The sequence below is a fragment of the Acidovorax sp. LjRoot194 genome, from assembly GCF_964253015.1.
Lineage (GTDB): Bacteria > Pseudomonadota > Gammaproteobacteria > Burkholderiales > Burkholderiaceae_C > Acidovorax.
Genome location: NZ_CAXUQB020000001.1, coordinates 1,976,734 through 1,998,337, shown reverse-complemented (window position 1 = coordinate 1,998,337; position 21,604 = coordinate 1,976,734). Strand labels below are relative to the sequence as shown.

Below are 21,604 nucleotides of genomic sequence, written 5' to 3'. Positions count from 1 at the left end.
TCAAAATCCTCCCTGTGTTTGTGTCATCCCATCCATCGACTGCGACTGCGACTGCGACTGCGATTGCGACTGGGTCTCCGGCCGCGGCGCTGCTGCGGCGGCGTGTTCGCCCAGGACCCAGGTGTCCTTGGTGCCGCCGCCCTGGGATGAATTGACGACCAGAGACCCCTCCTGCAGCGCCACGCGCGTCAGACCGCCTGCGGCCATCTGTACCTCGCGGCCGCTGAGCACGAAGGGGCGCAGGTCGATGTGGCGCGGTGCGATGCCGGAGTCCACATACGTGGGGCAGCTCGACAGGCTGAGCGTGGGCTGCGCGATGTAGCCGGCCGGGTTGGCCAGCAGCGCGCGGCGGAAGTCTTCGATCTCGGCATGGGTGGCTGCAGGGCCGATGAGCATGCCGTAGCCGCCCGCGCCATGCACTTCCTTGACCACCAGGTCTTTCAGGTTGGCCAGCACGTGCTGCAGGTCGTCCTGCTTGCGGCACATCCAGGTGGGCACGTTCTTGAGGATGGGCTCCTCGCCCAGGTAGAAGCGGATCATCTCGGGCACGTAGGGGTAGACGGACTTGTCGTCCGCCACGCCCGTGCCCACCGCGTTGCAGATGCCCACGTTGCCGGCGCGGTACGCCTCCATGAGGCCATGGCAGCCCAGCGTGGAATGGCGGCGGAAGACCTGCGGGTCGAGGTAGTCGTCGTCCACGCGGCGGTAGATCACGTCCACCCGCTGCAGGCCACGCGTGGTGCGCATGTAGACGAACTTGTCCTTGACCACCAGGTCCTGCCCTTCGACCAGCTCCACGCCCATCTGCTGCGCGAGGAAGGCGTGTTCGAAGTAAGCGCTGTTGTGCATGCCGGGCGTGAGCACCACCACCGTCGGCTCGTCGGCCGCCGCGGGCGCGCTGGCGCGCAGGGTCTCGAGCAGCATGTCGGGGTAGTGGGCCACCGGCGCCACCTTGTGCAGGCTGAACAGCTCGGGAAAGAGCCGCATCATCATCTTGCGGTTTTCCAGCATGTAGCTCACGCCGCTGGGCACGCGCAGGTTGTCTTCCAGCACGTAGTACTCGCCTTCGCCCTGCGCATTGGCAGCGCGCACGATGTCGATGCCGGCGATGTGCGCGTAGATGTTCTGCGGAACGCTCAGGCCGGCCATCTCGGGGCGGTACTGCGCGTTGTTGAGGATCAGGTCGGTGGGCACGATGCCGGCGCGGATGATGTCCTGGCCGTGGTACACGTCGTGGATGAAGCGGTTGAGCGCGGTGACCCGCTGCACCAGGCCCTGCTGCATGCGGCTCCATTCGTGGGCCGGGATGATGCGGGGGATCAGGTCGAACGGAATCAAGCGCTCGTTGCCGGCGCCGCCCTCGTCTTTGGCGCCGTAGACGGCGAAGGTGATGCCCACCCGGCGGAAGATCATTTCTGCCTCGGCCCGGCGGGCCTGCATCACGTCAGGGGGCTGTTTGCTTAACCACTGCGCATAGCGCTTGTAGTGTTCCCGTACGTCGCTGCCATCAAAAGGCAGCATGGCGTACATCTCATCAAATTTCTGCATGGACTGGCCTCCTGCACGCAGGATAGCAAGTTGTGAGCCCATCTCCAGCGTCGCCCGCCTTCGGCGCACCGTGCCATCGCAAAAAGTCGGCTCAATCGGGCCGCGGCGCAATATTGTGCTGCCAGTAGTGCCTTGCACCATCGCGTTCGCACCCCACGTCGCCCGGCTGCGCGGACGACCAGGTGGCCGCGCCGCAGCGTGCGGATTCCACCACCTGGATGCCGCGCTCGCGGTAGCGGTCGAACACGTCGGGCGCCGGGTGGCCGAACCGGTTGCGGTAGCCGGCCTGCACCAAAGCAGTGCGGGGCTGGACCGCCTCCAGAAAGGCAGCGGTGGACGACGTCTTGCTGCCGTGGTGGGGCACCAGCAGCACGTCCGCCCGCAGCGGAGCGCCGCGCGCCAGCAGGGCCTGCTCCTGCGGCGCTTCGATGTCGCCGACCAGCAGGGCCACCGGCGCGCTGTCGCCGGCGGCCGTGATGCGCAGCACGCAGCTCAGTGCATTGGGGCGGCGGGCCTGCGCGGCATCGCCCGCCAGCGGGTGCAGCACCTCGAAGGCCACACCATCCCAGGTCCACTGCTGGCCCTGCAGGCAGGGCTTGACAGGGCGCAGCGCCTGCAGCGCGTTGTCGGCTTCGATGGACCCGGTGAGTTCGGCCTGCGGCTGCTGCGCCAGCACGGCCGGTGCGCCACCCGTGTGGTCGATGTCGCGGTGGCTGAGTATGAGCACGTCCACCCGCTCGCCCAGCGCGCGCAGCAGGGGTACCAGCACGCGGTGGCCGGCATCGCTCTCGCGGCTGAAGCGCGGGCCCGCGTCGTACAGCAGCGTGTGCGTGGCGGTGCGCACCAGCACTGCATTACCCTGGCCGATGTCGGCCGCCAGCAACTCGAACTGCCCTGCCGCGGGCCGGGCCGGCTGCCACGCCAGCAGCGGCCACAGCAGGGGCAGTGCCAGCAACCGCAGCCGCCACGGCAGCCGCGTGGCCAGCAGCGCGCCGCCCGCCACCGCCGCCACGCCGGCCCACAAGGGCGCCACAGGCAGAAAGACCACCGCCCAGGGCCAATGGGCCAGCCACTGCAGCAAGGCGGCCAGCGGCTGCAGGGAGAGCGCCGCCAGGCTCCACAACGGAGCCCAGAGCACGCCGCCCAGCGCCAGCGGCGTGACCACCAGCGTCACCCACGGTATCGCCACCAGGTTGGCAGCAAAACCGACCACCGACACCTGGCCGAACAGCAGCACGCCCAGCGGTGTGAGGGCCAGCGTCACCACCCATTGCTCGCGCAACAACGAACGAAAATGCCCTCCGCCGCTTGATCCGCCTGCGCCACCAGCTATCGAATTAGTAGCAAACAGCACGCCGACGGCCACAAAGCTCAGCCAGAAGCCCGCCTGCGCAAGCGCCCACGGGTCCGCCACCACCACGGCGGCGCAGGCCAAGAGCCACACCTGCGGCCACGGCCATCGGCGGCCGCTGAGCTGCAGCAGCGCGATGGCGGCCAGCATGATCACGGTGCGCTGGGCCGGCACGCCCCAGCCGCTGAACAGCGCGTACGCGGCGGCCAGCAACATGCCCGCTGCCAGCGCCACCGACTGCGCCGGGGCCCGCAGGCACAGCCGGGTGGAGCGGCGCCACAGCGCGCGCACCGCCAATGCCGCCAGCCAGGCGAAGAGCGTGATGTGAAGCCCCGAGATGCTCATCAGATGGGCGACGCCCGTGGCGCGGAACACGTCCCAGTCCGCACGGTCGATGGCGCGCTGATCGCCCGTCACCAGTGCCGCCACCACCCCGGCAATGCGGGCACGGGTCGGGTCGTCACCCTGCACATCCCTCACCAGCCGCTCGATGATGGCGTCGCGCACCGCCTGCCGCGCGCGCTCCACGGGGTGCTGCCAGGTCGAGCCGAGCAGCACCGGCGCCTCGTCCTTGGGGCCGGCGCGCACGTAGCCGGTGGCCTGCACGCCCTGCTCCCACATCCAGAGTTCGTAGTCGAAGCCATGCGGATTGCGCAGGCCATGCGGCGCTTTCAAACGCACGGTCAGGTCCCAGCGCTCGCCCGCACGCAGCGCGGGTGGCGGGCGCTGCAGGTCGGCCACGCCTGCCGCATCGCGAAAGGCGCCGCCGTACCATGCGACCTCGATGCGCGGCGGCAACTGCACGGGCGCGCCCTGCAGTAGAGCAGACTCCACGTCCAGGCGCAGGCGGGTGCCGGCTTCGTTGCTTTGCGGCATGGCGGCCACCATGCCGGTGACGCGGATATCACGCCCCTCCAGTTGCGGCGCGAGGGCATCGCCCAGGTAGTCTGCGGACCGCAGGCCGCCCAGGGCGAACAGCGCCAGCCCACCGGCCGCAAAGGCGATCGCCAGGGGCGCGAAACTCATCCATGCGTTGGCCCTGGCGCGCATGCGGGTGGCCGTCAACGCCCCCAGGGCCATGGCGATGGCTGCCACCAGCACACCGCCGTACGTGCCGGCCCGCCACAGCGCGGGTTGCTGCAACTGCAGTGCAGAGCCCACCACAGCGCCCAGCAGCAGGGCAGGCAACAGCCAGGGCCGGGGTTGCTGCGCCACCCGTTTCTCCATCTCCGTACTCTGTGGAGCGCCGATGCCAACGCTGCCTGCGATGCTGCCCGTGCTGCCCGTGCTGCAAGCCGCCAGCGCGGAGGAGCGGGCCGGTGCGGCATTAGAAGCGCTTATGTGGGACATGGGCTGATGCTAATGTGCCGGCAGCGTGCCGCGCCGGTGGCAAGCGCAGCAGGCTGTGTAACACTCGCGGCCACCCCGGGCACCGTCTGCAGGCCGCAACGCCACGCGCATGCACCTGCGCACGCACGACCTCCCCAACGTCCACCCCTTCACTCCAAGGAATCACCATGAGCGTTTACGACAAGCTGACAGAACTCAACATCACCCTGCCACCGGTGTCGGTGCCAGCCGCAGCCTATGTGCCGTTCGTGCAGACCGGCAACCTGGTGTTCCTGTCGGGCCACATCGCCCGCAAGGACGGCAAGCCCTGGGCTGCGCAGTTCGGCCGCGACATCGGCACCGAAGAAGGCAAGACCGCAGCACGCGCCGTGGCCATCGACCTCATGGGCACACTGCAGGCCGCCTGCGGCGGCGACCTGAACCGGGTCAAGCGCATCGTCAAGCTCATGAGCCTGGTGAACTCCACCGGCGACTTCACCGAGCAGCACTTGGTGACCAATGGCGCCAGCGAACTGCTGGGCCAGGTCTTCGGCGACAAGGGCGTGCACGCACGCAGTGCGTTCGGCGTGGCACAGATCCCGATGGGTGCGTGTGTGGAGATCGAGCTCATCGCAGAACTCGCCTGATCCCCTGAAGCGCTTCGCGCTGTCCCAGTTGAAGCGGGACGCCACCCGTGGCCCGGCGTAGCTGGTTCCACGGTGGCGCTGACGCAGCCGCAGGCTGCGGCTGCTTCACAGGGCGAGCCGCATGTCTGCTCCCTGTGAGTCACCTGCGGCGCATCGCCAAATAAACGGAGCCGGTCGACCGACCGGCAGGCCACCTCAAGCGCCGTTGGCGTGGTGCGGGCGGCACGCCAGCCGCAGCGCCGCGCCGCGATCCAAGAGTCAGAAAGATTCCCAGTCTTCGTCGGCACCCTGGGCTACCTGGGGTTTGCGCGGGGCCGGCGTGGGCGCGGTAGACAGCTTGGGCGCGGCAGGGGCTTTGGCGGCCAGGGGTCGGGCGGCGGGCTTGGCCGCTGGCTTTGCGGCTGGTTTTGCGGCTGGTTTTGTGGGCGGCACAGCAGTGGCTGCCGACGCCCGCGCCGCACCGATGGCGGCCTGTGCGGGCACATAGCTCGCAGCATTCACCTTGAAGCGAGAGACCACCTGCGCCAGCTGGTCCGCCTGCTCGCGCAGGCTTTGCGCGGCGGCGGCGCTCTGCTCCACCAGGGCCGCGTTCTGCTGCGTCATCTGGTCGAGGTTGCCGATGGACTGGTTCACCTGCGACACGCCGGCGCTCTGCTCCGAAGACGCTGCCGTGATCTCGCCGATCATGTCGGTCACGCGCTGCACGGACTGCACGATGTCGGTCATGGTGGTGCCCGCGTCGGACACCAGGCGCGAGCCGGTTTCCACCTTCTCCACCGATGCGCTGATCAGCTCCTTGATCTCCTTGGCAGCAGAGGCCGAGCGCTGCGCCAGGTTGCGCACCTCGCTGGCCACCACGGCAAAGCCGCGGCCCTGCTCGCCCGCGCGCGCCGCCTCCACCGCGGCATTGAGCGCAAGGATATTGGTCTGAAAGGCGATGGAGTCGATCACGCCGATGATGTCGGCGATCTTCTTGCTGCTGTGGTTGATGTCTTCCATCGTGGTCACGACCTGCGTCACCACGGCACCGCCCTTGCGGGCCACGCCGGTGGCACCCGCCGCCAGGCTGCTGGCCTGCTGCGCGCTGCCCGCGCTTTGTTGGATGGTGCTGGTGAACTGCTCCATGGCCGCCGCGGTCTCCTGCAGGTTGCTGGAGGTTTCTTCGGTGCGGGTGGACAGGTCGTGGTTGCCGGTGGCGATCTCGGCGCTGGCGATGGCGATGCTGTCCGTGCTCTGGCGCACCTGCTGCACCATGCGGCCCAGCGCGTCGCTCATGGTGTAGAGCGAGCGCAGCAGGTCGCCGAACTCGTCACCCCGGGTCACCGACTCCTGCATGCTCAGGTCGCCACTGGCAATGCGCTCGGCCAAGCCGCTTGCCTGCTCCAGCGGCCGCTGGATGCTGCCGATGAGGTAGTACGCCCCCACGATGATCGCCAGCAACAACAAGCCCACGGCCACGGCGGCGATTTTCACGGTGAGCATGCGCGATGCCCCCATCTCTGCCTGGCTGGCCATGGCGGTGTCCTGTTGCTGCTTCACGAAGTCCCGCAGGGTCTGCAGGTACGCGGCCACTGCGGGGTTGTACGACTGCTTGACCAGCACGACGGCCTGGTCCTGCTGGCCCGCGCTCTTGAGCTTGCGCGCCTCGCCGCGCAGGTCGATCATCTTCTTGCGGGCATCGGCGATCTTGACCATCTGCGCCTTGTCGGCCTCCGACAGCGCCATGGACTCCAGCGACTTCTGCACTTCGGTGATCTGCGCCGACGTGGCGGCGATCACGTCCTTGAACTCTGCTTCGACCGAGGCGTCGCTGCTCACGATCAGCGCCTGCGTGCGGGCTGCGTTGGTCTCCGTCAGGCCCGACCAGCGGATGGCGGCCTGCACGCGCGCCTCCATCTCCTTGGCCACGGCATCGGCCTGGGCCTGGACCTTGGCGGAGCGGTAGCCCGAGAACCCCACCACGGCGGCCAGCAGCACCACGATCAGAATCACTGCCAACCAGAGTTTGTGGGCCATGCGGACTTGCTTGGGCAGCATGATGTTCTCCTGCAGTGTTGTCTTTGTGTGCAGATGTTGCGCCCTTTCCAGGAGCGGCACAACCCGGAATGCCCCGCATAAGGAGGATTTCCGTGGGATAACAACAGCGTGCGCACCGGGCGGCAGGCCCAGATGTGAACGGCATTTCGTTGCGGCAGGGCGACCTTGGGACCAATCGGCGCACAGCGACAGGACGTTGTGCCGGGCCACCGAGGCGAATAACCTGCTGCAGCCCAGCTATCAATGGCAGCAGGATCGTCTGACCCGCAAACGGGTAATGTGGCGCAACAGACTGCGAACAGCAGCCCAAGAACGAACAGGTCGCCGCAAGAGGAATACAGACGAGGGCAGGAGGAAGGCGCCGACGTATCAGCGGCCTCTGCCCTACCCTGTCACTCCACGCGCGTGACGGCCGAGGGCTTGAAGCCCAGGTCCGCCGCCTTGCCCTTGCGCCCCCGCGCAGCGCGGGCATTGTTCAGAGACCGGATCTCCAGCGTCTCGTCGCGCTGCTTGCCGCCGCGGCCGATGCCGTCGATGCGGATGCTGCGCGTGTACGCCGCAGCGCCCGCCAGGGTGTCCTTGTCTTCCAGGTCGATCAGCATCAGGCCCCGGCCGCCATTGGCCATGGTCTTGAGCTCGGCGATCTCGAAGGTCAGGATGCGGCCGCCCGCCGAGGCGCAGGCCACGTGCGTCGCCGGTGCCAGGGCCGGAACGCTGGTGCTGGACGTCCCTGCCGCATGCGAGGGCTGGCACAGCGTCTCGCCCTCGCCCAGGGTGATGAACGACTTGCCCCCCTTCTGGCGCGAGACCATGTTCTCGACCGATGCCAGAAAGCCGTAGCCGCCCGAGCCGGCCAGCAGCAGCGAGGCCTGCGCCGGGCCTGCAAAGTAGTACAGCAGTTGCGTGCCCGACTCCAGCTCGATCAGCGTGGTCACGGGCTGGCCGTCGCCGCGCGCGCCCGGCAGCGCCGACACCGGCACAGAATACACGCGCCCATTGCTGCCGAAGGCCAGCAGCGTGTCGACCGTGCGGCACTCGAAGGTGTTGTACAGGCCGTCGCCGGCCTTGAAGGCAAAGCTGGCGGCCTCGTGACCATGGCCGGTGCGGGCGCGCACCCAGCCCTTTTGCGAGACGATCACCGTCACTGGCTCGTCCACCACCTTGACCTCGGCCACGGCCTTCTTCTCGGCCTGGATCAGCGTGCGGCGCGCGTCGGCAAAGGTCTTGGCATCGGCCTCGATCTCCTTGACCATCAGGCGGCGCAGCGAGCTGGGGTTGTTCAGGATGTCTTCGAGCTTCCCCTGGCTTTCGCGCAGCTCCTTGAGCTCCTGCTCGATCTTGATCGCCTCCAAGCGCGCCAATTGGCGCAGGCGGATTTCAAGGATGTCTTCGGCCTGCCGGTCGCTGAGGTTGAAGCGCGCGATCAGCGCGGCCTTCGGATCTTCCGCCTGGCGGATAATGGCGATCACCTCGTCGATGTTGAGCAGGACAATCTGCCGGCCTTCGTAGATGTGGATGCGGTCCAGCACCTTGGCCAGGCGGTGCTGCGTGCGGCGGGTGATGGTGGCCTGGCGGAAGGCAATCCACTCTTCCAGCATCTGCCGCAGGGACTTTTGCGTGGGCCTGCCATCGAGCCCCACCATCGTGAGGTTGATGGGGGCGGAGGATTCAAGGCTGGTGTGCGCCAGGAGCGTGGTGATGAGTTCCTGCTGCGGCGTCTTGCCGGTCTTGGGCTCGAACACGAGGCGCACGGGCGCGTCCTTGCTGGACTCGTCGCGCACGACGTCCAGCACGGCCAGCATGCTGGCCTTGAGCTGCGTCTGGTCCTGCGACAGCGCCTTCTTGCCGGTCTTGACCTTGGGGTTGGTGATCTCTTCGATCTCTTCGAGCACCTTCTGCGTGCTCACGCCCGGAGGCAGTTCGTTGACCACCAGTTGCCACTGGCCGCGCGCCAGGTCCTCGATCTTCCAGCGTGCGCGCACCTTGAGGCTGCCGCGGCCGGTGCGGTAAGCGTCTGCAATGTCGGACGCCGCGCTGATGATCTGGCCGCCGCCCGGGTAGTCCGGGCCCGGCACGAGCGCCAGCAGGTCTTCCTGGCTCAGCGCCGGGGCCTTGATGAGCGCGATGCACGCATCCGCGATCTCGCGCAGGTTGTGGCTGGGGATTTCGGTGGCCAGGCCTACGGCGATGCCGCTGGCGCCGTTGAGCAGCGCGAACGGCAGGCGTGCTGGCAGCTGGCGCGGCTCCTGAACGCTGCCGTCGTAGTTGGGCATGAAGTCGACCGTGCCTTCGTCGATCTCGTCGAGCAGCAGGCTGGTGATGCGCGACAGGCGCGCCTCGGTGTAGCGCATGGCCGCAGCGCCATCGCCGTCGCGGCTGCCGAAGTTGCCCTGGCCGTCGATCAGCGGGTAGCGCTGGGCGAAATCCTGCGCCATGCGCACCAGTGCGTCGTAGGCCGACTGGTCACCGTGCGGGTGGTATTTGCCCAGCACATCGCCGACCACGCGAGCGCTCTTGACCGGCTTGGCCGCCGTGGTGCGCGTGGGGCCGCTGTAGCCCAGGCCCATGCGGTCCATCGAGAACAAGATGCGCCGCTGCACGGGCTTGAGCCCGTCGCAGACGTCGGGCAGAGCGCGGCCCTTGACGACCGAGAGCGCGTACTCCAGGTACGCGCGCTGGGCATAGCTGGCCAGGCCCTGGGAATCGCCGCCGTCGTCGGAGGCCGGAAAATCGAGAGTGGGTTGGTCGCTCATTCGTTCTTGTTGGAGTCAGATTCAATCGGTGGGGGCGTCTGCGCCACCCGCGTGGGTGGCAGGTTGCCCCGGTTCACGGCGCCGCCCGACAGTTCCATGCGCACGCGGCCCGGCGCCGCGCGCTGGGCCAGCACCGGTGCCGGCGGCTTGAGCTGGTGGTACAGGCCCATCACGGTGCGCACATAGTTTTGCGTTTCCTTGTATGCCGGCACCTTGTTGCCGGCGCGCTGCACCGCGCCTTCGCCCGCGTTGTAGGCCGCCAGCGCCAGGTCCAGCCGCTCGGGAAACATGTCGATCAGATAGCGCAGGTAGCGCGTGCCCGCGGGCACGTTCACGGCCGGATCGGCCAGCTTTTTCTCGACCGAGCGTTTGGCGTCGGCACTCACCCCGAAGCGCGTGGCCGTGGCCGGCATCACCTGCATGAGCCCCACCGCACCCTTGGGCGACACGGCGCCCGCGTCGAACCCGGACTCGGTGGCGATCAGGGCCTGCAGCAGTTCGTAGTCGATGTCATGCCGGGCCGCTGCCGCGCGCAGATGGTGCTTCACCCGCTTGTAGTCCGGCGCGATGTCGAAAAATGCCAGCAGCCGCGCGCCTGCCGGGGGCAGCGCATTCGGCATGGGCGGCGCACCTGCGGGCACATCGCGCGTGGAGTCGAACTCATTGCCCTTGAAGAACAGGTGGTAGTTGGCGTCCACCTGCTCCGGCGCGAAGTGCGTCACGCCGCGCGCGTCGACAAAGGCCCACAGGTCGGCGTGGGCCGCGCCGTGCGCCAGGCACAGCAGCAGGCCCGCGCACGCCAGGCGCAGGCGGTCAGATGTCGATGTCGACCGCATCGCCATGCAGCTCCATCAGCTCGCGGCGCGAGGCGGCTTCACCCTTGCCCATGAGCTTGGTGATCAGCGCCTCGGTCGCGGCGAAGTCCATGTCGCCCAGCTGCACCGGCATCAGGCGGCGGGTGTCGGGGTTGAGCGTGGTTTCCCACAGGTGCTCGGCGTTCATCTCGCCCAGGCCCTTGAAGCGGCTGACCTGGCACTTCTCGCGCGCCACGCCGTCCTTGGCGCATTTGTCGAGGATGGCGGTGAGCTCGCCCTCGTCCAGCGCATACATCTTGGCCGCGGGCTTCTTGCCGCGTGCGGGCACGTCCACACGGAACAGCGGCGGGCGCGCCACGTAGATGTGGCCGGCCTCGATGAGCTTGGGGAAGTGGCGAAAGAACAGCGTGAGCAGCAGCACCTGGATGTGCGAGCCGTCCACGTCGGCGTCCGACAAAATGCAGACCTTGCCGTAGCGCAGGCCCGAAAGGTCGGGCGTGTCGTTCGGCCCATGCGGGTCCACGCCGATGGCCACCGAGATGTCGTGGATTTCGTTGTTGGCGAACAGGCGGTCGCGCTCGACCTCCCAGGTGTTGAGCACCTTGCCGCGCAGCGGCAGGATGGCCTGGCTTTCCTTGTCGCGGCCCATCTTGGCGCTGCCGCCGGCGGAGTCGCCCTCGACCAGAAACACTTCGTTGTGGGCCAGGTCACGGCTTTCGCAATCAGTCAGCTTGCCGGGCAGCACGGCCACGCCGGAGCCCTTGCGCTTTTCGACCTTCTGGCCGGCCTTCTGGCGGGTCTGCGCGGCCTTGATAGCCAGCTCGGCCAGCTTCTTGCCGTAGTCGACGTGCTGGTTGAGCCACAGCTCGAGCGACGGCCGCACGAAGCCGCTGACCAAACGCACCGCATCGCGCGAGTTGAGCCGCTCCTTGATCTGGCCCTGGAACTGCGGGTCCAGCACCTTGGCACTGAGCACGTAGCTGGCGCGGGCGAACACGTCTTCGGGCAGCAGCTTCACGCCCTTGGGCAGCAGGCTGTGCAGCTCGATGAAGCTCTTGACGGCGTTGAACAAACCGTCGCGCAGGCCGCTTTCGTGCGTGCCGCCAGCGCTGGTGGGGATCAGGTTGACGTAGCTCTCGCGCATGGGCTGGCCGTCTTCGGTGAAGGCCACGCACCACGACGCGCCCTCGCCCTCGGCAAAGCTCTCGTTGTTGCGGTCGGCAAAGCCTTCGCCTTCGAACAGCGGGATCACCGGCTCGCCGTGCAGCGTCTGCATCAGGTAGTCGCGCAGGCCGCCTTTGTACTGCCAGGTTTGCGTGTCGCGGGTCTTCTCGTTGACGAGCTGCACCGTGACGCCCGGCATCAGCACGGCCTTGCTGCGCAGCAGGTGGGTGAGCTCGCCCATGGGCAGCGCGCTCGACTCGAAATACTTGGCATCGGGCCACACGCGCACCGAGGTGCCCTGCTTGCGCTCGCCCACTTCCAGGGCCCGCGCCACCAGGGGCTCGATCACGTCGCCGGCAGAAAACACCAGGCGCGCCATCTTGCCTTCGCGGTAGCTGGTGGCCTCCAACCGGGTGGCCAGCGCGTTGGTGACCGACACGCCCACGCCGTGAAGGCCGCCGGAGAAGCTGTACGCGCCGCCCTTGCCCTTGTCGAACTTGCCGCCCGCGTGCAGGCGGGTGAACACCAGCTCGATCACCGGCGCCTTTTCTTCGGGGTGCAGGCCAAACGGAATGCCGCGGCCGTCGTCTTCGACGCTCACCGAGCCGTCGGCGTGCAGCGTGACGCGGATCTTCTTGCCGTGGCCGGCCAGGGCTTCGTCGGCGGCGTTGTCCAGCACTTCCTGGATGATGTGCAGCGGGTTGTCGGTGCGGGTGTACATGCCCGGGCGCTGCTTGACGGGCTCCAGGCCCTTGAGCACACGGATGGACCCTTCGGAATATTCACTACTGGTGGACACGGAAGACGGTTTGGCAGACATAGCGGCGGATTGTAGTGCGGCAGCGGGGCAATAGCTGGATGGAAAACCAGTGACGACAGCACTGTCAAAGGCGGTGGCACCGGTCGCCGCGGCGCCGGGCGGGGCAACGAGGCCACGCTGACTGAACAGTGGGGCCGTTGGAGACAGTTGCAACACACCATGGAACACCCCGGGGTGGCGGCGGGGTCACGACCCCGCTGCCAACTGTATTGGTTACCGGTGTATCAGCGCGTTTCGCCCAATCTGGCTACATTCCTGCGCATGCATATGAATACTCCCAAACTGTCCATGTTCCAGGTGCTGGCCTGCGGCGCGGCCATCGTGACGCTGTCCATGGGCATCCGCCATGGGTTCGGGCTCTGGCTGCTGCCCATCACCCAGGAAATGGGCTGGACGCGCCAGTCGTTCGCGCTGGCCATCGCGATCCAGAACCTGTCCTGGGGCGTGATCGGCATCTTTGCGGGCATGGCGGCCGACCGGTTCGGGGCGTTCCGGGTGCTGATAGGCGGAGCGGTGCTCTACGGCCTGGGCCTGGCGGGCATGGCCCTGTCGCCCACGCCCACGCTGTTTGCGCTGACCGCAGGCGTGCTCATCGGAGCCGCGCAGGCCGGCACCACCTACGCCGTGATCTACGGCGTGCTGGGGCGGCAGATTGCGCCGGAGCGCCGGTCCTGGGCCATGGGCGTGGCAGCCGCGGCGGGCTCGTTCGGACAGTTCCTCATGGTGCCGGTGGAGGGCTGGCTGATCGCAGGGCTGGGCTGGCAGCAGGCGCTGCTGGTGCTGTCGATGGCGGTGCTGCTCATCGTGCCGCTGGCCTTCGGCCTGCGCGAGCCGGGCTTCAAGGGAAGCGCCCCGGTCAAGCGCGAGCAGACCATCGTGCAGGCGCTGGGCGAGGCGTTCCGCTACCCGAGCTTCAATTTGCTGATGGCCGGTTATTTCGTGTGCGGCTTCCAGGTGGTGTTCATCGGGGTGCACATGCCCAGCTACCTGAAGGACCACGGCCTGTCGCCCCAGGTGGCCAGCTATGCGCTGGCGCTGATCGGCCTGTTCAATGTGCTCGGTACCTACGTGGCCGGCACGCTGGGCCAGCGCATGCCCAAGCGCTACATCCTGGCCTTCATCTACTTTGCCCGCGCGGTGGTGATCACCGTGTTCCTGATCGTACCGCTGTCGCCGATGTCGGTCTATGTGTTCTCGGCCGTAATGGGCACGTTGTGGCTGTCGACCATTCCGCCCACCAACGCCACCATCGCCCAGATCTTCGGCGTGCAGCATCTGTCGATGCTGGGGGGCTTCGTGTTCTTCAGCCACCAGATCGGCAGCTTCCTGGGCGTGTGGCTGGGCGGGTACCTCTATGACGCGACCGGCAGCTACGATATCGTCTGGTACATCGCCATCGGGCTCGGTGTGTTTGCCGGCCTGGTGAACCTGCCCGTCAAGGAAAGCCCCATCGCGCGCAGCACGCCCCAACCCGCCTGACCATGACACCACAAGCCGCCGCCCCCACACCCGCGTCTGCCGACGCTCCGGCCAAGCCCGCGCGTGCGCTGCGCTGGCTGGCGGGCGTGGTGGCGGTGCTGGCCTGCCTGGCGGTGTTCGGCCTGTACACGGCGCCGGACTTCATGGTGATGCTCGCCGACCAGATGTGGGCCTGCTTCTGAGCTGCGCAGACCGGGCCCACCCTAGGGATTCAAGTCTTTTTGGCTGCTACCGCGCTCCAGATAAGCGCTAGCAGCTATTATTTTTATAGCATATGCACGGTCACGAATTGGCGTCCGAATGGGTCTGCCGCTGGAGCCACCTGATCGCCCCTGGCAGCACCGCCCTGGACGTGGCCTGCGGCGCGGGGCGCCATCTGCGCTGGCTGCGCGGCCTGGGCCACGCGGTGGTGGGCGTGGACCGCTCGGTTGAGGCCGTGGCGGCCTGCGAGGGGCTCGGCGAGCTGCTGCAGGCGGATATCGAAGAAGGGCCGTGGCCTTTGGCGGGGCGCCAGTTCGGCGCCGTGGTGGTCACCAACTATCTGTGGAGGCCGCTGCTGCCCGTCGTCGTGCAAAGCGTGGCGCCGGGTGGCGTGCTGATCTACGAGACCTTCGCGCACGGCAACGAGACCGTGGGCCGCCCTGCCCGCCCCGAATTCCTGCTGCAGCCAGGCGAATTGCTCGCGGCCTGCGCGCCTTTGCGCGCCGTGGCGTACGAGGACGGCTTCCTGCAAAATCCCGACCGTTTCGTGCAGCGCATCACGGCGGTGCGGGAACTCCCGGACGCGGGGAGTCCGGCCCGGCACCCTTTGGTCCCGCCGCCTAGTTAGAATGCTCTTTTACCGTTTTACAACGCGGACATGACCCTCCCCAGCGCACCCCTTACCGGCAGCATCGTCGCTCTCGTCACCCCCATGCACGAGGACGGCAGCGTGGACTACCCCACACTGCGCAAACTGATCGACTGGCACATCGCCGAAGGCACCGACTGCATCGGTGTGGTGGGTACCACGGGCGAATCGCCGACGGTCAACGTACAAGAGCATTGCGAGATCATCCGCGTCGCCGTGGAGCAGTCTGCCAAGCGCGTGCCCATCATGGCCGGCTGCGGCGCCAACTCCACCGCCGAAGCGATCGAGCTGGCCAAGTTCGCGCGCGGCGTGGGTGCCGACAGCCAGCTGCAGGTCGTGCCCTACTACAACAAGCCCACGCAAGAGGGCCAGTTCCAGCACTTCAAGGCCATTGCCGAAGCCACGGGCGACCTGCCCATCGTGCTGTACAACGTGCCCGGCCGCTCCGTGGCCGATATGCTGCACGACACCGTGCTGCGCCTGGCCGAAGTGCCCGGCATCATCGGCATCAAGGAAGCCACCGGCAACATCGAGCGCGCGCAGTGGCTCATCCGCGATGTTCCCAAGGGCTTTGCGGTGTATTCGGGCGACGACCCGACCGCCGTGGCCCTGATGCTGTGCGGCGGGCACGGCAACATCAGCGTGACGGCCAACGTGGCGCCGCGCCTGATGCACGAGCTGTGCGTGGCCGCCCTGGCGGGCGACGCCAAGCGCGCGCTGCAGATCCAGTTCCAGCTGATGCCCGTGCACAAGAACCTGTTCGTCGAAGCCAACCCCATTCCGGTCAAGTGGGCCATGACCCGCATGGGCCTGTGTGGTGGCACCATGCGCCTGCCCATGACGCCGTTGTCCGCTGGCAATGAAGCCATCGTCGAATCCGCGCTGCGCACGAGCGGCCTGATCTAATCCGGGCCGCGCCCGCACCTGACACTTCAAGGATTTCCGCGTGAATGCTGCTACCACCCGCCTGAGCTTGCTGGCCATTGCCATGGCTCTGTCTGCCTGCGCCGCCCTCGAAGGCGACAAGATCGACTACAAGAGCGCCACCAAGGGCTCGACCCTCGAAGTCCCACCCGACCTGACCCAGCTGTCGCGCGACTCGCGCTATGCCGTGCCCGGCGGCGCCGTCTCAGCCGCTGCCATGCAGGCGGGCCAGGCGGCTCAGCCTTCCGGCACGGCCAACGCCGCTGCCGTGCAGCTGGGCGACGTGCGCATCGAGCGCGATGGCAACCAGCGCTGGCTGGTGGTCAACCGTCCGGCCGACAAGCTCTGGGAGCCTGTGCGCGACTTCTGGCAGGAAAGTGGCTTCAACCTGGAGCAGGCCGACGCCAACGTGGGCATCATGGAAACCGACTGGGCTGAAAACCGCGCCAAGCTGCCGCAGGACTTCATCCGCTCGACCCTGGGCAAGCTGCTGGACTCGCTGTACTCCACTGGCGAGCGCGACAAGTTCCGCACCCGCCTGGAGCGCAACGCCAACGGCGGCACCGAAATCTACATCACCCACCGCGGCATGATCGAGGTCTACGGCACCGCCACCAAGGACAACACGGTGTGGCAGCCCCGCCCCTCCGACCCCGAGCTGGAAACCGAATTTCTGCGCCGCCTGATGGTCAAGCTCGGCGTGAGCCAGGAGCAATCCAAGGCCGTGGTGGCCTCGCCCGCACCGCGCGCGCAGTCTGCCCGCATGGCCACGGTGGACAACAAGCCCGTGGTCCAGCTGGATGAGGGCTTCGACCGCGCATGGCGCCGTGTGGGCCTGGCGCTGGACCGCACCGGCTTCACCGTGGAAGACCGCAACCGCAACGAAGGCACGTACTTCGTCCGCTACGTGGCCCCCAACGCCGACAAGAAGGAACCCGGTTTCTTCGGCAAGCTGTTCAGCGGCTCGTCGTCGGCCACGCCACCGCTCAAGTTCCGCATCGTCGTGCGCAGCCAAGGCGAGTCCAGCACCGTGTCTGTCCTCAACGAAGCCGGTGTGCCCGAATCGTCAGCCAATGCCGAGCGCATCGTGCGCGTGATTGCGGACGACCTCAAGTAACCAGCCGCTTCGCCGTGGAGTTGGGGCGGGCCTTCATGGCCCGGCCTGCTCCACAGGCCGCCTGACCGGGATAGCCATCTCGTCCGGGCACGAATCCAATAACTCCCCTCCCCATGCTGCGTTTCAAAAACCTGGGGAGTGGTAGCACCGGCAATGCCACCGTGGTCGAAGGCCGCAGCGACACGCAGGTGCGCCGCCTCCTGATCGACTGCGGCTTCGGCATTCGGCAGCTGCAGGGCCGCCTGGCCCAGGCGCAACTGCAGATCGAAGACCTGGACGCGGTCTTCATCACCCATGAACACTCCGACCACATCGGCTGCGCGCAAACCGTGGCCATTCGCTACCGCATTCCGGTGTGGATGAGCCAGGGGACGCATGCAGCACTGGGCCAGCCGGACTTTGGCGACATGCTGCGCATTGCGCACGACATGACACCCATCGACCTGGGCACTTTCGAGGCCCGCCCCTTCACCGTGCCCCACGACGCCCGCGAGCCGCTGCAGCTGCGCTGCTCCGACGGCGCCGCCCACCTGGGCGTATTGACCGACCTGGGCCATGCCAGCGACCATGTGCTGCAACAACTACAGGGCTGCCACGCGCTGATGATCGAAGCCAACCACGACCCGGCCATGCTCGAAGCCTCGCGGTACCCGCTGTTCTTGAAACGCCGGGTCGGCGGACCCTTTGGCCACCTGGCCAACCGGGTGACCGCAGACATCCTGCGCGCGGTGCGTCACCCGGGCCTGCAGACCATCGTGGCCGCACACCTGAGCTCCAAGAACAACGCGCCCTCCATCGCAAGAGAGGCGTTGGCGCCCGCACTCGACTGGCCGGTGGAGGCCATTCATGTGGCCTGCCCCACAGCGGGAACGCCCTGGCTCTCGGTGGCGGCAGGGCCTAGCCCTGGCTACGGCCTGATCGCAGCCTGAGCGGCCGGGCTTCACACAATGCTCATGCTGCGCGCACGCGCTAGCGCCAATACGCGAACTGAAAGAGGCTTTGGCGTTGCAACGCGCCCCTCAGCCAACGCAGTATCACTGGGCGGCCACCGCCTTTATGCCACCCTGTCGAAATGAGCACCGAAGCTGAGCCTCCACGGATGGATTGGGATGGCTGAGCTCAGCGAAACTGCAACGGATCGGACTGCAGCCGATTGGAGGGCAGCGGATGACCTGGGCGGAATGGGTGTATGGGTGGAGTGAATGGACTTGAGTACGCTGGCCAGGGCGCAGAAACAAAAAAGCCCCGACCTTGCGGTACGGGGCCTTTGCGGCAACAACCGGTTTTTCAACCAGCCAGAGCCTGCAGCGAATTACTTGGCTGCGGAAGCGGCGGTTGCAGCAGCGGCGGCAGCGTCAGCAGCAGCCTTGGCAGCGTCAGCAGCGGCGTCGGAAGCAGCAGATGCGGCTTCTGAGGCGGCAGGAGCGGCTTCGGAAGCAGGAGCCACGGGTGCTGGAGCAGGAGCTTCCACGGGAGCTGGAGCTGGCACAGCAGCGGGTTCTTCCTTCTTGCCGCAAGCGGCGAGGGCTGCAGCAGCGATCAGGGCGGCCAGAACGAGGGAGTTCTTCATTGGATGTTCCTAGTTGGACAAAGTATCTTGAAAAGCCACGGCGTCAGGCTCCTGGAAGCCGCTGTACGCGTCGGCACAATGCACTTGGCTTGCACCTTTTTGGCGCAGCCGCCGATTATATTGGTATTTAGTCAATACTGACTAACACTGACGAAAGCTTTACAAGCCATTGACATCTGTGACCGCCCAGTCACGGTCGGCCACCCCACTCATAAACCCAGGGTGGATGCGGGGAAACCGGGGGTACTTTTGCTGCGAAGCCACTCGTTGAGGGTCTCGCGCAGCAGCACGCGGCGGTCGGGCTCAGGCCCCGTCACGCCGACACTGCGCTCGGGGTCGAGCCGGTGCATCACCCAGTGCGGCGACCACAGCACGCTGGGGATGTCCAGCGGGTCCGCCGACGCGCTGCGCCGGCAGGTGATGATGTGGTCCCAGGTACTGCGCCATCGCACGAAACGAGCATGCCGGCGAACGACATCGTCAAAACTGCCTGCCAGCATGGTGAACCGACGGCTGCCATGCGCCCATTCCTGCAGCAACTCTGCGACGCTGCGCTCTCCCAGCGGCCAGTCATGGAAGTTCGCGTCGCTGATGACGATCTCCTGCCAGCCGTCACGCACCGCCGTCGCCAACGCGTCCCGCACCATCTGCCGAAAATCCTCGCGGCTGCTGAACCGGCCCGAAGGCAGGCTGAGAGGCACAGTGGGTGGCAAGGTGGGGGGCACAGGGGATGAAGGCGTGTCGCTCATACGGAATCTCCGGTGAATGGCTCGATCAATCAGCCAGCGTGCTCCGTCCAGGAATGCGCCCATCCGGCGTCGTACCAGGACGACAGCAGCTCCAGCGCATCGTCGCTGGCCTTTGCCAGTTCGCGCGCCGTCAACAGGCGCTGGTCGGCCAGGCGGCGCATCAGGGTGGCGTCCCGGCCTGCAGCGCGGTAGCTCTCGCCATTGATGAACACATGGTGCGCGTCGTACATCATGCGGCTCTTGCGGTCCAGGCGCACGCCTTCCATCATCACCCGCGTGTCGCCGGGTTCGAACCACACGCTGGCCTTGGGTTCGGTCAGGTACTCGCCCAGCGCCCGCTCCAGCACCAGGGGCTCGGCCAAGGCCTTGGACAGCGCCTCGCGGGCAAAGCCGTGCAGGCCCGCGGGGATGGCGGCAGGCTGCGCGACCGCCTCTTGCGCTGCATCGCGGTACAGCACGGGGTTGCCTTCCACATCGCCGGCATCTTCGGCCAGTCGCACCAGCAGCTCCTGGGCCAGCTCGGCGCGTGCGGGCGCCCTGAAGCCGATGGAATAGGTCATGCACTCGCCCTCGGCAATGCCATCGTGGGCATAGCGCGGGGGCAGGTACAGCATGTCGCCAGGCTCCAGCACAAACTCTTCCTCGGGCTCGAACTGGGCCAATACCTTGAGGGGAATGCCGTCGCGCAGGGTCAGGTCCTTCTGGCGCCCGATGCGCCAGCGGCGCTTGCCGTGGGCCTGCAGCAAGAACACGTCATAGCTGTCGAAGTGCGGACCCACGCCACCGCCGTCGGAGGCATAGCTGATCATGAGGTCATCGAGCCGCGCCTCGGGCACGAAGCGGAACTGCTGCATCAGTGCATGCACGGCATCGTTGTGCAAATCCACGCCCTGCACCAGCAGGGTCCAGTCGGGCTGCTGCAGCGCAGGCAAAGCCCTGCGGCTGAAGGGCCCATGGCGCAGCTTCCAGGCGCCCTTGACCAGTTGCACCAGGCGCGACTCCACACCCTCCTGCGCAGCCAGCGCGAACAGATCGGCCCGCAGCACGGGCGGCTGAAACTGGGGAATGGCTTGACGTACCAGCAATGGCTTTTTTTGCCAGTGGCGGCGCATGAACTGCGCGGGGGTCAGACCGCCAAGCAGGGAGAGGGGTTGCTGGATATCCATTGGAGCGGTCCGCCCTGGGCGACAGGGCCTTTGATCAAACTGCGACAATTCTCCTATGGAAATTACCCAACAATGCGTGGTCGCGCTGACCTGGACACTGAAAGACACCCTGGGCGAAGAACTTGACGTTCTGGACGAACCGGTGGAATTCTTGGTGGGCGGCGAGGACCTTCTCCCCCGTATCGAAGAAGCACTGCAGGGCCACGGCCCCGGCGCTACCCTGCAACTGCACCTGGAGCCTGAGGACGCCTTTGGCGACTTCGACGACCAGCTGCTGTTCCTGGAGCCTCGTTCATTGTTCCCCGACGAAATTGAAGAGGGAATGACATTCGAAGGCACCGCATTGCCAGAGGGGTGTAACCCGGACGCCCCGCGCAATGTTCTGTACACCGTCGCGGAAATCTATCCGGAGCATGTGGTCTTGGACGGCAACCATCCCCTGGCAGGGATTGCTTTGCGCCTACAGCTCACGGTCCAGGCCGTGCGGGAGGCCAGCGAAGACGAAATCGGCCGAGGGACTGCCGGCACAGGGTTCTTCCGCGTACAGCCCCAAGCCCCCGGCAGTTCCATGCTGCATTGAGCGGAGCGGATAGGTAGCCGCACCGGGTGCTTGAGGCTCAAGCACCCGGGTTCCATCGATCTTTAGATGCGCGAAATTTGACCGTTGTACAGGCGTACACGGTCGCCGATGCGCAGGTCGCCGGGTGTGCCTACGTCATACACGCGATAGCCGCCTTGGTCCAACTGCACCGACAGGCGGTAACCCTGGGCTTCTTGATTGCTGTTGTTGCGGCCTTCGATCGCATTGCCGGCCACTGCACCGCCGACGATGCCGACACCGGTGGCTGCAGCGCGGCCGGAGCCCTTGCCGATCTGGTTGCCCAGAACACCGCCCACCACCGCACCGATCACCGCACCTGCGCCGGAGGTCTGACCCTGCGAGCGACCTTGCAGCACTTCGATGTTGGACACACGGCCGTACTCGGTACCCTGTGGATTGTTGGGGTATGCCGGAGCGGTCTGATAGCCGCCCGAATAGCCACCCGAATACTGAGGCGCAGGGGCAGACTGATTGTGGCCACACGCGGTGAGGGAAGCGGCCAGCACTACGGCACCAGCAACGGCGAAGGAACGGGTCATTTGCAACATGTTTATCTCCTAAGATCAGGTTCGGGGCTCGTACAAGGCGCACAGGATGGGGCCTTGCGACACACCACCATTGGAACAACGCTCCAAGACTACCCACCGTAGACGCAGAGATAACGCTCTTGTGCGTAACAGACCC

At 66.9% G+C, this 21,604-nt stretch carries 18 protein-coding genes; 8 read left to right on the top strand and 10 right to left on the bottom strand.

Annotation, left to right across the window (positions count from 1 at the left end; genetic code table 11):
• Complete coding sequence (locus ACSQ3N_RS09130) at positions 1-1,548, bottom strand: circularly permuted type 2 ATP-grasp protein (protein WP_436146112.1); 1,548 nt, start codon at positions 1,546-1,548, stop codon at positions 1-3.
• Positions 1,549-1,639: 91 nt separating this feature from the next.
• Complete coding sequence (locus ACSQ3N_RS09125) at positions 1,640-4,126, bottom strand: DNA internalization-related competence protein ComEC/Rec2 (RefSeq protein ID WP_436146111.1); 2,487 nt, start codon at positions 4,124-4,126, stop codon at positions 1,640-1,642.
• A gap of 290 nt (positions 4,127-4,416) precedes the next feature.
• Here ACSQ3N_RS09125 and ACSQ3N_RS09120 point away from each other — a divergent pair, with 290 nt between their 5' ends.
• A complete protein-coding gene (locus tag ACSQ3N_RS09120) occupies positions 4,417-4,875 on the top strand; it encodes a RidA family protein (RefSeq protein ID WP_056173733.1) in 459 nt (152 codons plus the stop codon).
• A 258-nt stretch (positions 4,876-5,133) separates the two neighbouring features.
• Here ACSQ3N_RS09120 and ACSQ3N_RS09115 read toward each other — a convergent pair whose 3' ends face one another.
• From ACSQ3N_RS09115 to ACSQ3N_RS09100, 4 genes are all read right to left on the bottom strand, one after another.
• Positions 5,134-6,912: a methyl-accepting chemotaxis protein gene (locus ACSQ3N_RS09115; RefSeq protein ID WP_436146110.1), complete on the bottom strand. Its 1,779-nt coding sequence runs from the start codon at positions 6,910-6,912 to the stop codon at positions 5,134-5,136.
• A gap of 392 nt (positions 6,913-7,304) precedes the next feature.
• Positions 7,305-9,665 (bottom strand): DNA topoisomerase IV subunit A, encoded by a 2,361-nt coding sequence (gene parC, locus ACSQ3N_RS09110; RefSeq protein WP_436146109.1) that lies wholly within the window; start codon positions 9,663-9,665, stop codon positions 7,305-7,307.
• Positions 9,662-10,501, bottom strand: coding sequence for a lytic transglycosylase domain-containing protein (locus tag ACSQ3N_RS09105; protein WP_436146108.1), 840 nt, complete (start codon positions 10,499-10,501; stop codon positions 9,662-9,664). The genes parC and ACSQ3N_RS09105 overlap by 4 nt, the downstream gene beginning before the upstream one ends.
• Complete coding sequence (locus ACSQ3N_RS09100) at positions 10,479-12,464, bottom strand: DNA topoisomerase IV subunit B (RefSeq protein WP_436146107.1); 1,986 nt, start codon at positions 12,462-12,464, stop codon at positions 10,479-10,481. The genes ACSQ3N_RS09105 and ACSQ3N_RS09100 overlap by 23 nt, the downstream gene beginning before the upstream one ends.
• Positions 12,465-12,725: 261 nt before the next feature.
• Here ACSQ3N_RS09100 and ACSQ3N_RS09095 point away from each other — a divergent pair, with 261 nt between their 5' ends.
• The 6 genes from ACSQ3N_RS09095 to ACSQ3N_RS09070 all read left to right on the top strand — a co-directional run bounded on the left by ACSQ3N_RS09095 (position 12,726) and on the right by ACSQ3N_RS09070 (position 17,763).
• Positions 12,726-13,943, top strand: coding sequence for an MFS transporter (locus ACSQ3N_RS09095; protein WP_436146106.1), 1,218 nt, complete (start codon positions 12,726-12,728; stop codon positions 13,941-13,943).
• A 2-nt stretch (positions 13,944-13,945) separates the two neighbouring features.
• The gene (locus ACSQ3N_RS09090) at positions 13,946-14,125 is read left to right on the top strand and encodes a hypothetical protein (RefSeq protein ID WP_436146105.1); all 180 of its coding nucleotides are present in this window, start codon (positions 13,946-13,948) and stop codon (positions 14,123-14,125) included.
• A 92-nt stretch (positions 14,126-14,217) separates the two neighbouring features.
• The gene (locus ACSQ3N_RS09085) at positions 14,218-14,772 is read left to right on the top strand and encodes a class I SAM-dependent methyltransferase (protein WP_436146104.1); all 555 of its coding nucleotides are present in this window, start codon (positions 14,218-14,220) and stop codon (positions 14,770-14,772) included.
• A gap of 30 nt (positions 14,773-14,802) precedes the next feature.
• Entirely contained in the window at positions 14,803-15,699 is an 897-nt protein-coding gene (gene dapA / locus ACSQ3N_RS09080) for a 4-hydroxy-tetrahydrodipicolinate synthase (protein WP_056173714.1), read from the top strand.
• Between the two features lie 40 nt (positions 15,700-15,739).
• Complete coding sequence (bamC, locus tag ACSQ3N_RS09075; protein ID WP_436146103.1) at positions 15,740-16,834, top strand: outer membrane protein assembly factor BamC; 1,095 nt, start codon at positions 15,740-15,742, stop codon at positions 16,832-16,834.
• 113 nt (positions 16,835-16,947) lie between these two features.
• Complete coding sequence (locus ACSQ3N_RS09070) at positions 16,948-17,763, top strand: MBL fold metallo-hydrolase (protein WP_436146102.1); 816 nt, start codon at positions 16,948-16,950, stop codon at positions 17,761-17,763.
• Between the two features lie 383 nt (positions 17,764-18,146).
• Here the strand turns inward: ACSQ3N_RS09070 and ACSQ3N_RS09065 are convergent, their stop codons facing one another.
• From ACSQ3N_RS09065 to ACSQ3N_RS09055, 3 genes are all read right to left on the bottom strand, one after another.
• Entirely contained in the window at positions 18,147-18,404 is a 258-nt protein-coding gene (locus ACSQ3N_RS09065) for a hypothetical protein (RefSeq protein WP_082517135.1), read from the bottom strand.
• Positions 18,405-18,613: 209 nt separating this feature from the next.
• A complete protein-coding gene (locus tag ACSQ3N_RS09060) occupies positions 18,614-19,153 on the bottom strand; it encodes a hypothetical protein (protein ID WP_436146101.1) in 540 nt (179 codons plus the stop codon).
• A 29-nt stretch (positions 19,154-19,182) separates the two neighbouring features.
• Positions 19,183-20,319, bottom strand: coding sequence for a JmjC domain-containing protein (locus tag ACSQ3N_RS09055; protein ID WP_436146100.1), 1,137 nt, complete (start codon positions 20,317-20,319; stop codon positions 19,183-19,185).
• A 55-nt stretch (positions 20,320-20,374) separates the two neighbouring features.
• Between ACSQ3N_RS09055 and ACSQ3N_RS09050 the strand changes: the two genes are divergently transcribed.
• Complete coding sequence (locus ACSQ3N_RS09050; RefSeq protein ID WP_056173704.1) at positions 20,375-20,899, top strand: FKBP-type peptidyl-prolyl cis-trans isomerase; 525 nt, start codon at positions 20,375-20,377, stop codon at positions 20,897-20,899.
• Positions 20,900-20,961: 62 nt separating this feature from the next.
• Here the strand turns inward: ACSQ3N_RS09050 and ACSQ3N_RS09045 are convergent, their stop codons facing one another.
• The gene (locus tag ACSQ3N_RS09045) at positions 20,962-21,468 is read right to left on the bottom strand and encodes a glycine zipper 2TM domain-containing protein (RefSeq protein ID WP_056173701.1); all 507 of its coding nucleotides are present in this window, start codon (positions 21,466-21,468) and stop codon (positions 20,962-20,964) included.
• Positions 21,469-21,604 lie beyond the last annotated feature (136 nt).

Excerpts from the sequence above, each read along its gene's own strand:
- ACSQ3N_RS09130 (WP_436146112.1), bottom strand. The coding sequence starts at position 1,548 with ATGCAGAAATTTGATGAGATGTACGCCATGCTGCCTTTTGATGGCAGC.
- ACSQ3N_RS09125 (WP_436146111.1), bottom strand. The coding sequence starts at position 4,126 with ATGGAGAAACGGGTGGCGCAGCAACCCCGGCCCTGGCTGTTGCCTGCC.
- ACSQ3N_RS09120 (WP_056173733.1), top strand. The coding sequence starts at position 4,417 with ATGAGCGTTTACGACAAGCTGACAGAACTCAACATCACCCTGCCACCG.
- ACSQ3N_RS09115 (WP_436146110.1), bottom strand. The coding sequence starts at position 6,912 with ATGCTGCCCAAGCAAGTCCGCATGGCCCACAAACTCTGGTTGGCAGTG.
- parC (WP_436146109.1), bottom strand. The coding sequence starts at position 9,665 with ATGAGCGACCAACCCACTCTCGATTTTCCGGCCTCCGACGACGGCGGC.
- ACSQ3N_RS09105 (WP_436146108.1), bottom strand. The coding sequence starts at position 10,501 with ATGCGGTCGACATCGACATCTGACCGCCTGCGCCTGGCGTGCGCGGGC.
- ACSQ3N_RS09100 (WP_436146107.1), bottom strand. The coding sequence starts at position 12,464 with ATGTCTGCCAAACCGTCTTCCGTGTCCACCAGTAGTGAATATTCCGAA.
- ACSQ3N_RS09095 (WP_436146106.1), top strand. The coding sequence starts at position 12,726 with ATGCATATGAATACTCCCAAACTGTCCATGTTCCAGGTGCTGGCCTGC.
- ACSQ3N_RS09090 (WP_436146105.1), top strand. The coding sequence starts at position 13,946 with ATGACACCACAAGCCGCCGCCCCCACACCCGCGTCTGCCGACGCTCCG.
- ACSQ3N_RS09085 (WP_436146104.1), top strand. The coding sequence starts at position 14,218 with ATGCACGGTCACGAATTGGCGTCCGAATGGGTCTGCCGCTGGAGCCAC.
- dapA (WP_056173714.1), top strand. The coding sequence starts at position 14,803 with ATGACCCTCCCCAGCGCACCCCTTACCGGCAGCATCGTCGCTCTCGTC.
- ACSQ3N_RS09070 (WP_436146102.1), top strand. The coding sequence starts at position 16,948 with ATGCTGCGTTTCAAAAACCTGGGGAGTGGTAGCACCGGCAATGCCACC.
- ACSQ3N_RS09065 (WP_082517135.1), bottom strand. The coding sequence starts at position 18,404 with ATGAAGAACTCCCTCGTTCTGGCCGCCCTGATCGCTGCTGCAGCCCTC.
- ACSQ3N_RS09060 (WP_436146101.1), bottom strand. The coding sequence starts at position 19,153 with ATGAGCGACACGCCTTCATCCCCTGTGCCCCCCACCTTGCCACCCACT.
- ACSQ3N_RS09055 (WP_436146100.1), bottom strand. The coding sequence starts at position 20,319 with ATGGATATCCAGCAACCCCTCTCCCTGCTTGGCGGTCTGACCCCCGCG.
- ACSQ3N_RS09050 (WP_056173704.1), top strand. The coding sequence starts at position 20,375 with ATGGAAATTACCCAACAATGCGTGGTCGCGCTGACCTGGACACTGAAA.
- ACSQ3N_RS09045 (WP_056173701.1), bottom strand. The coding sequence starts at position 21,468 with ATGTTGCAAATGACCCGTTCCTTCGCCGTTGCTGGTGCCGTAGTGCTG.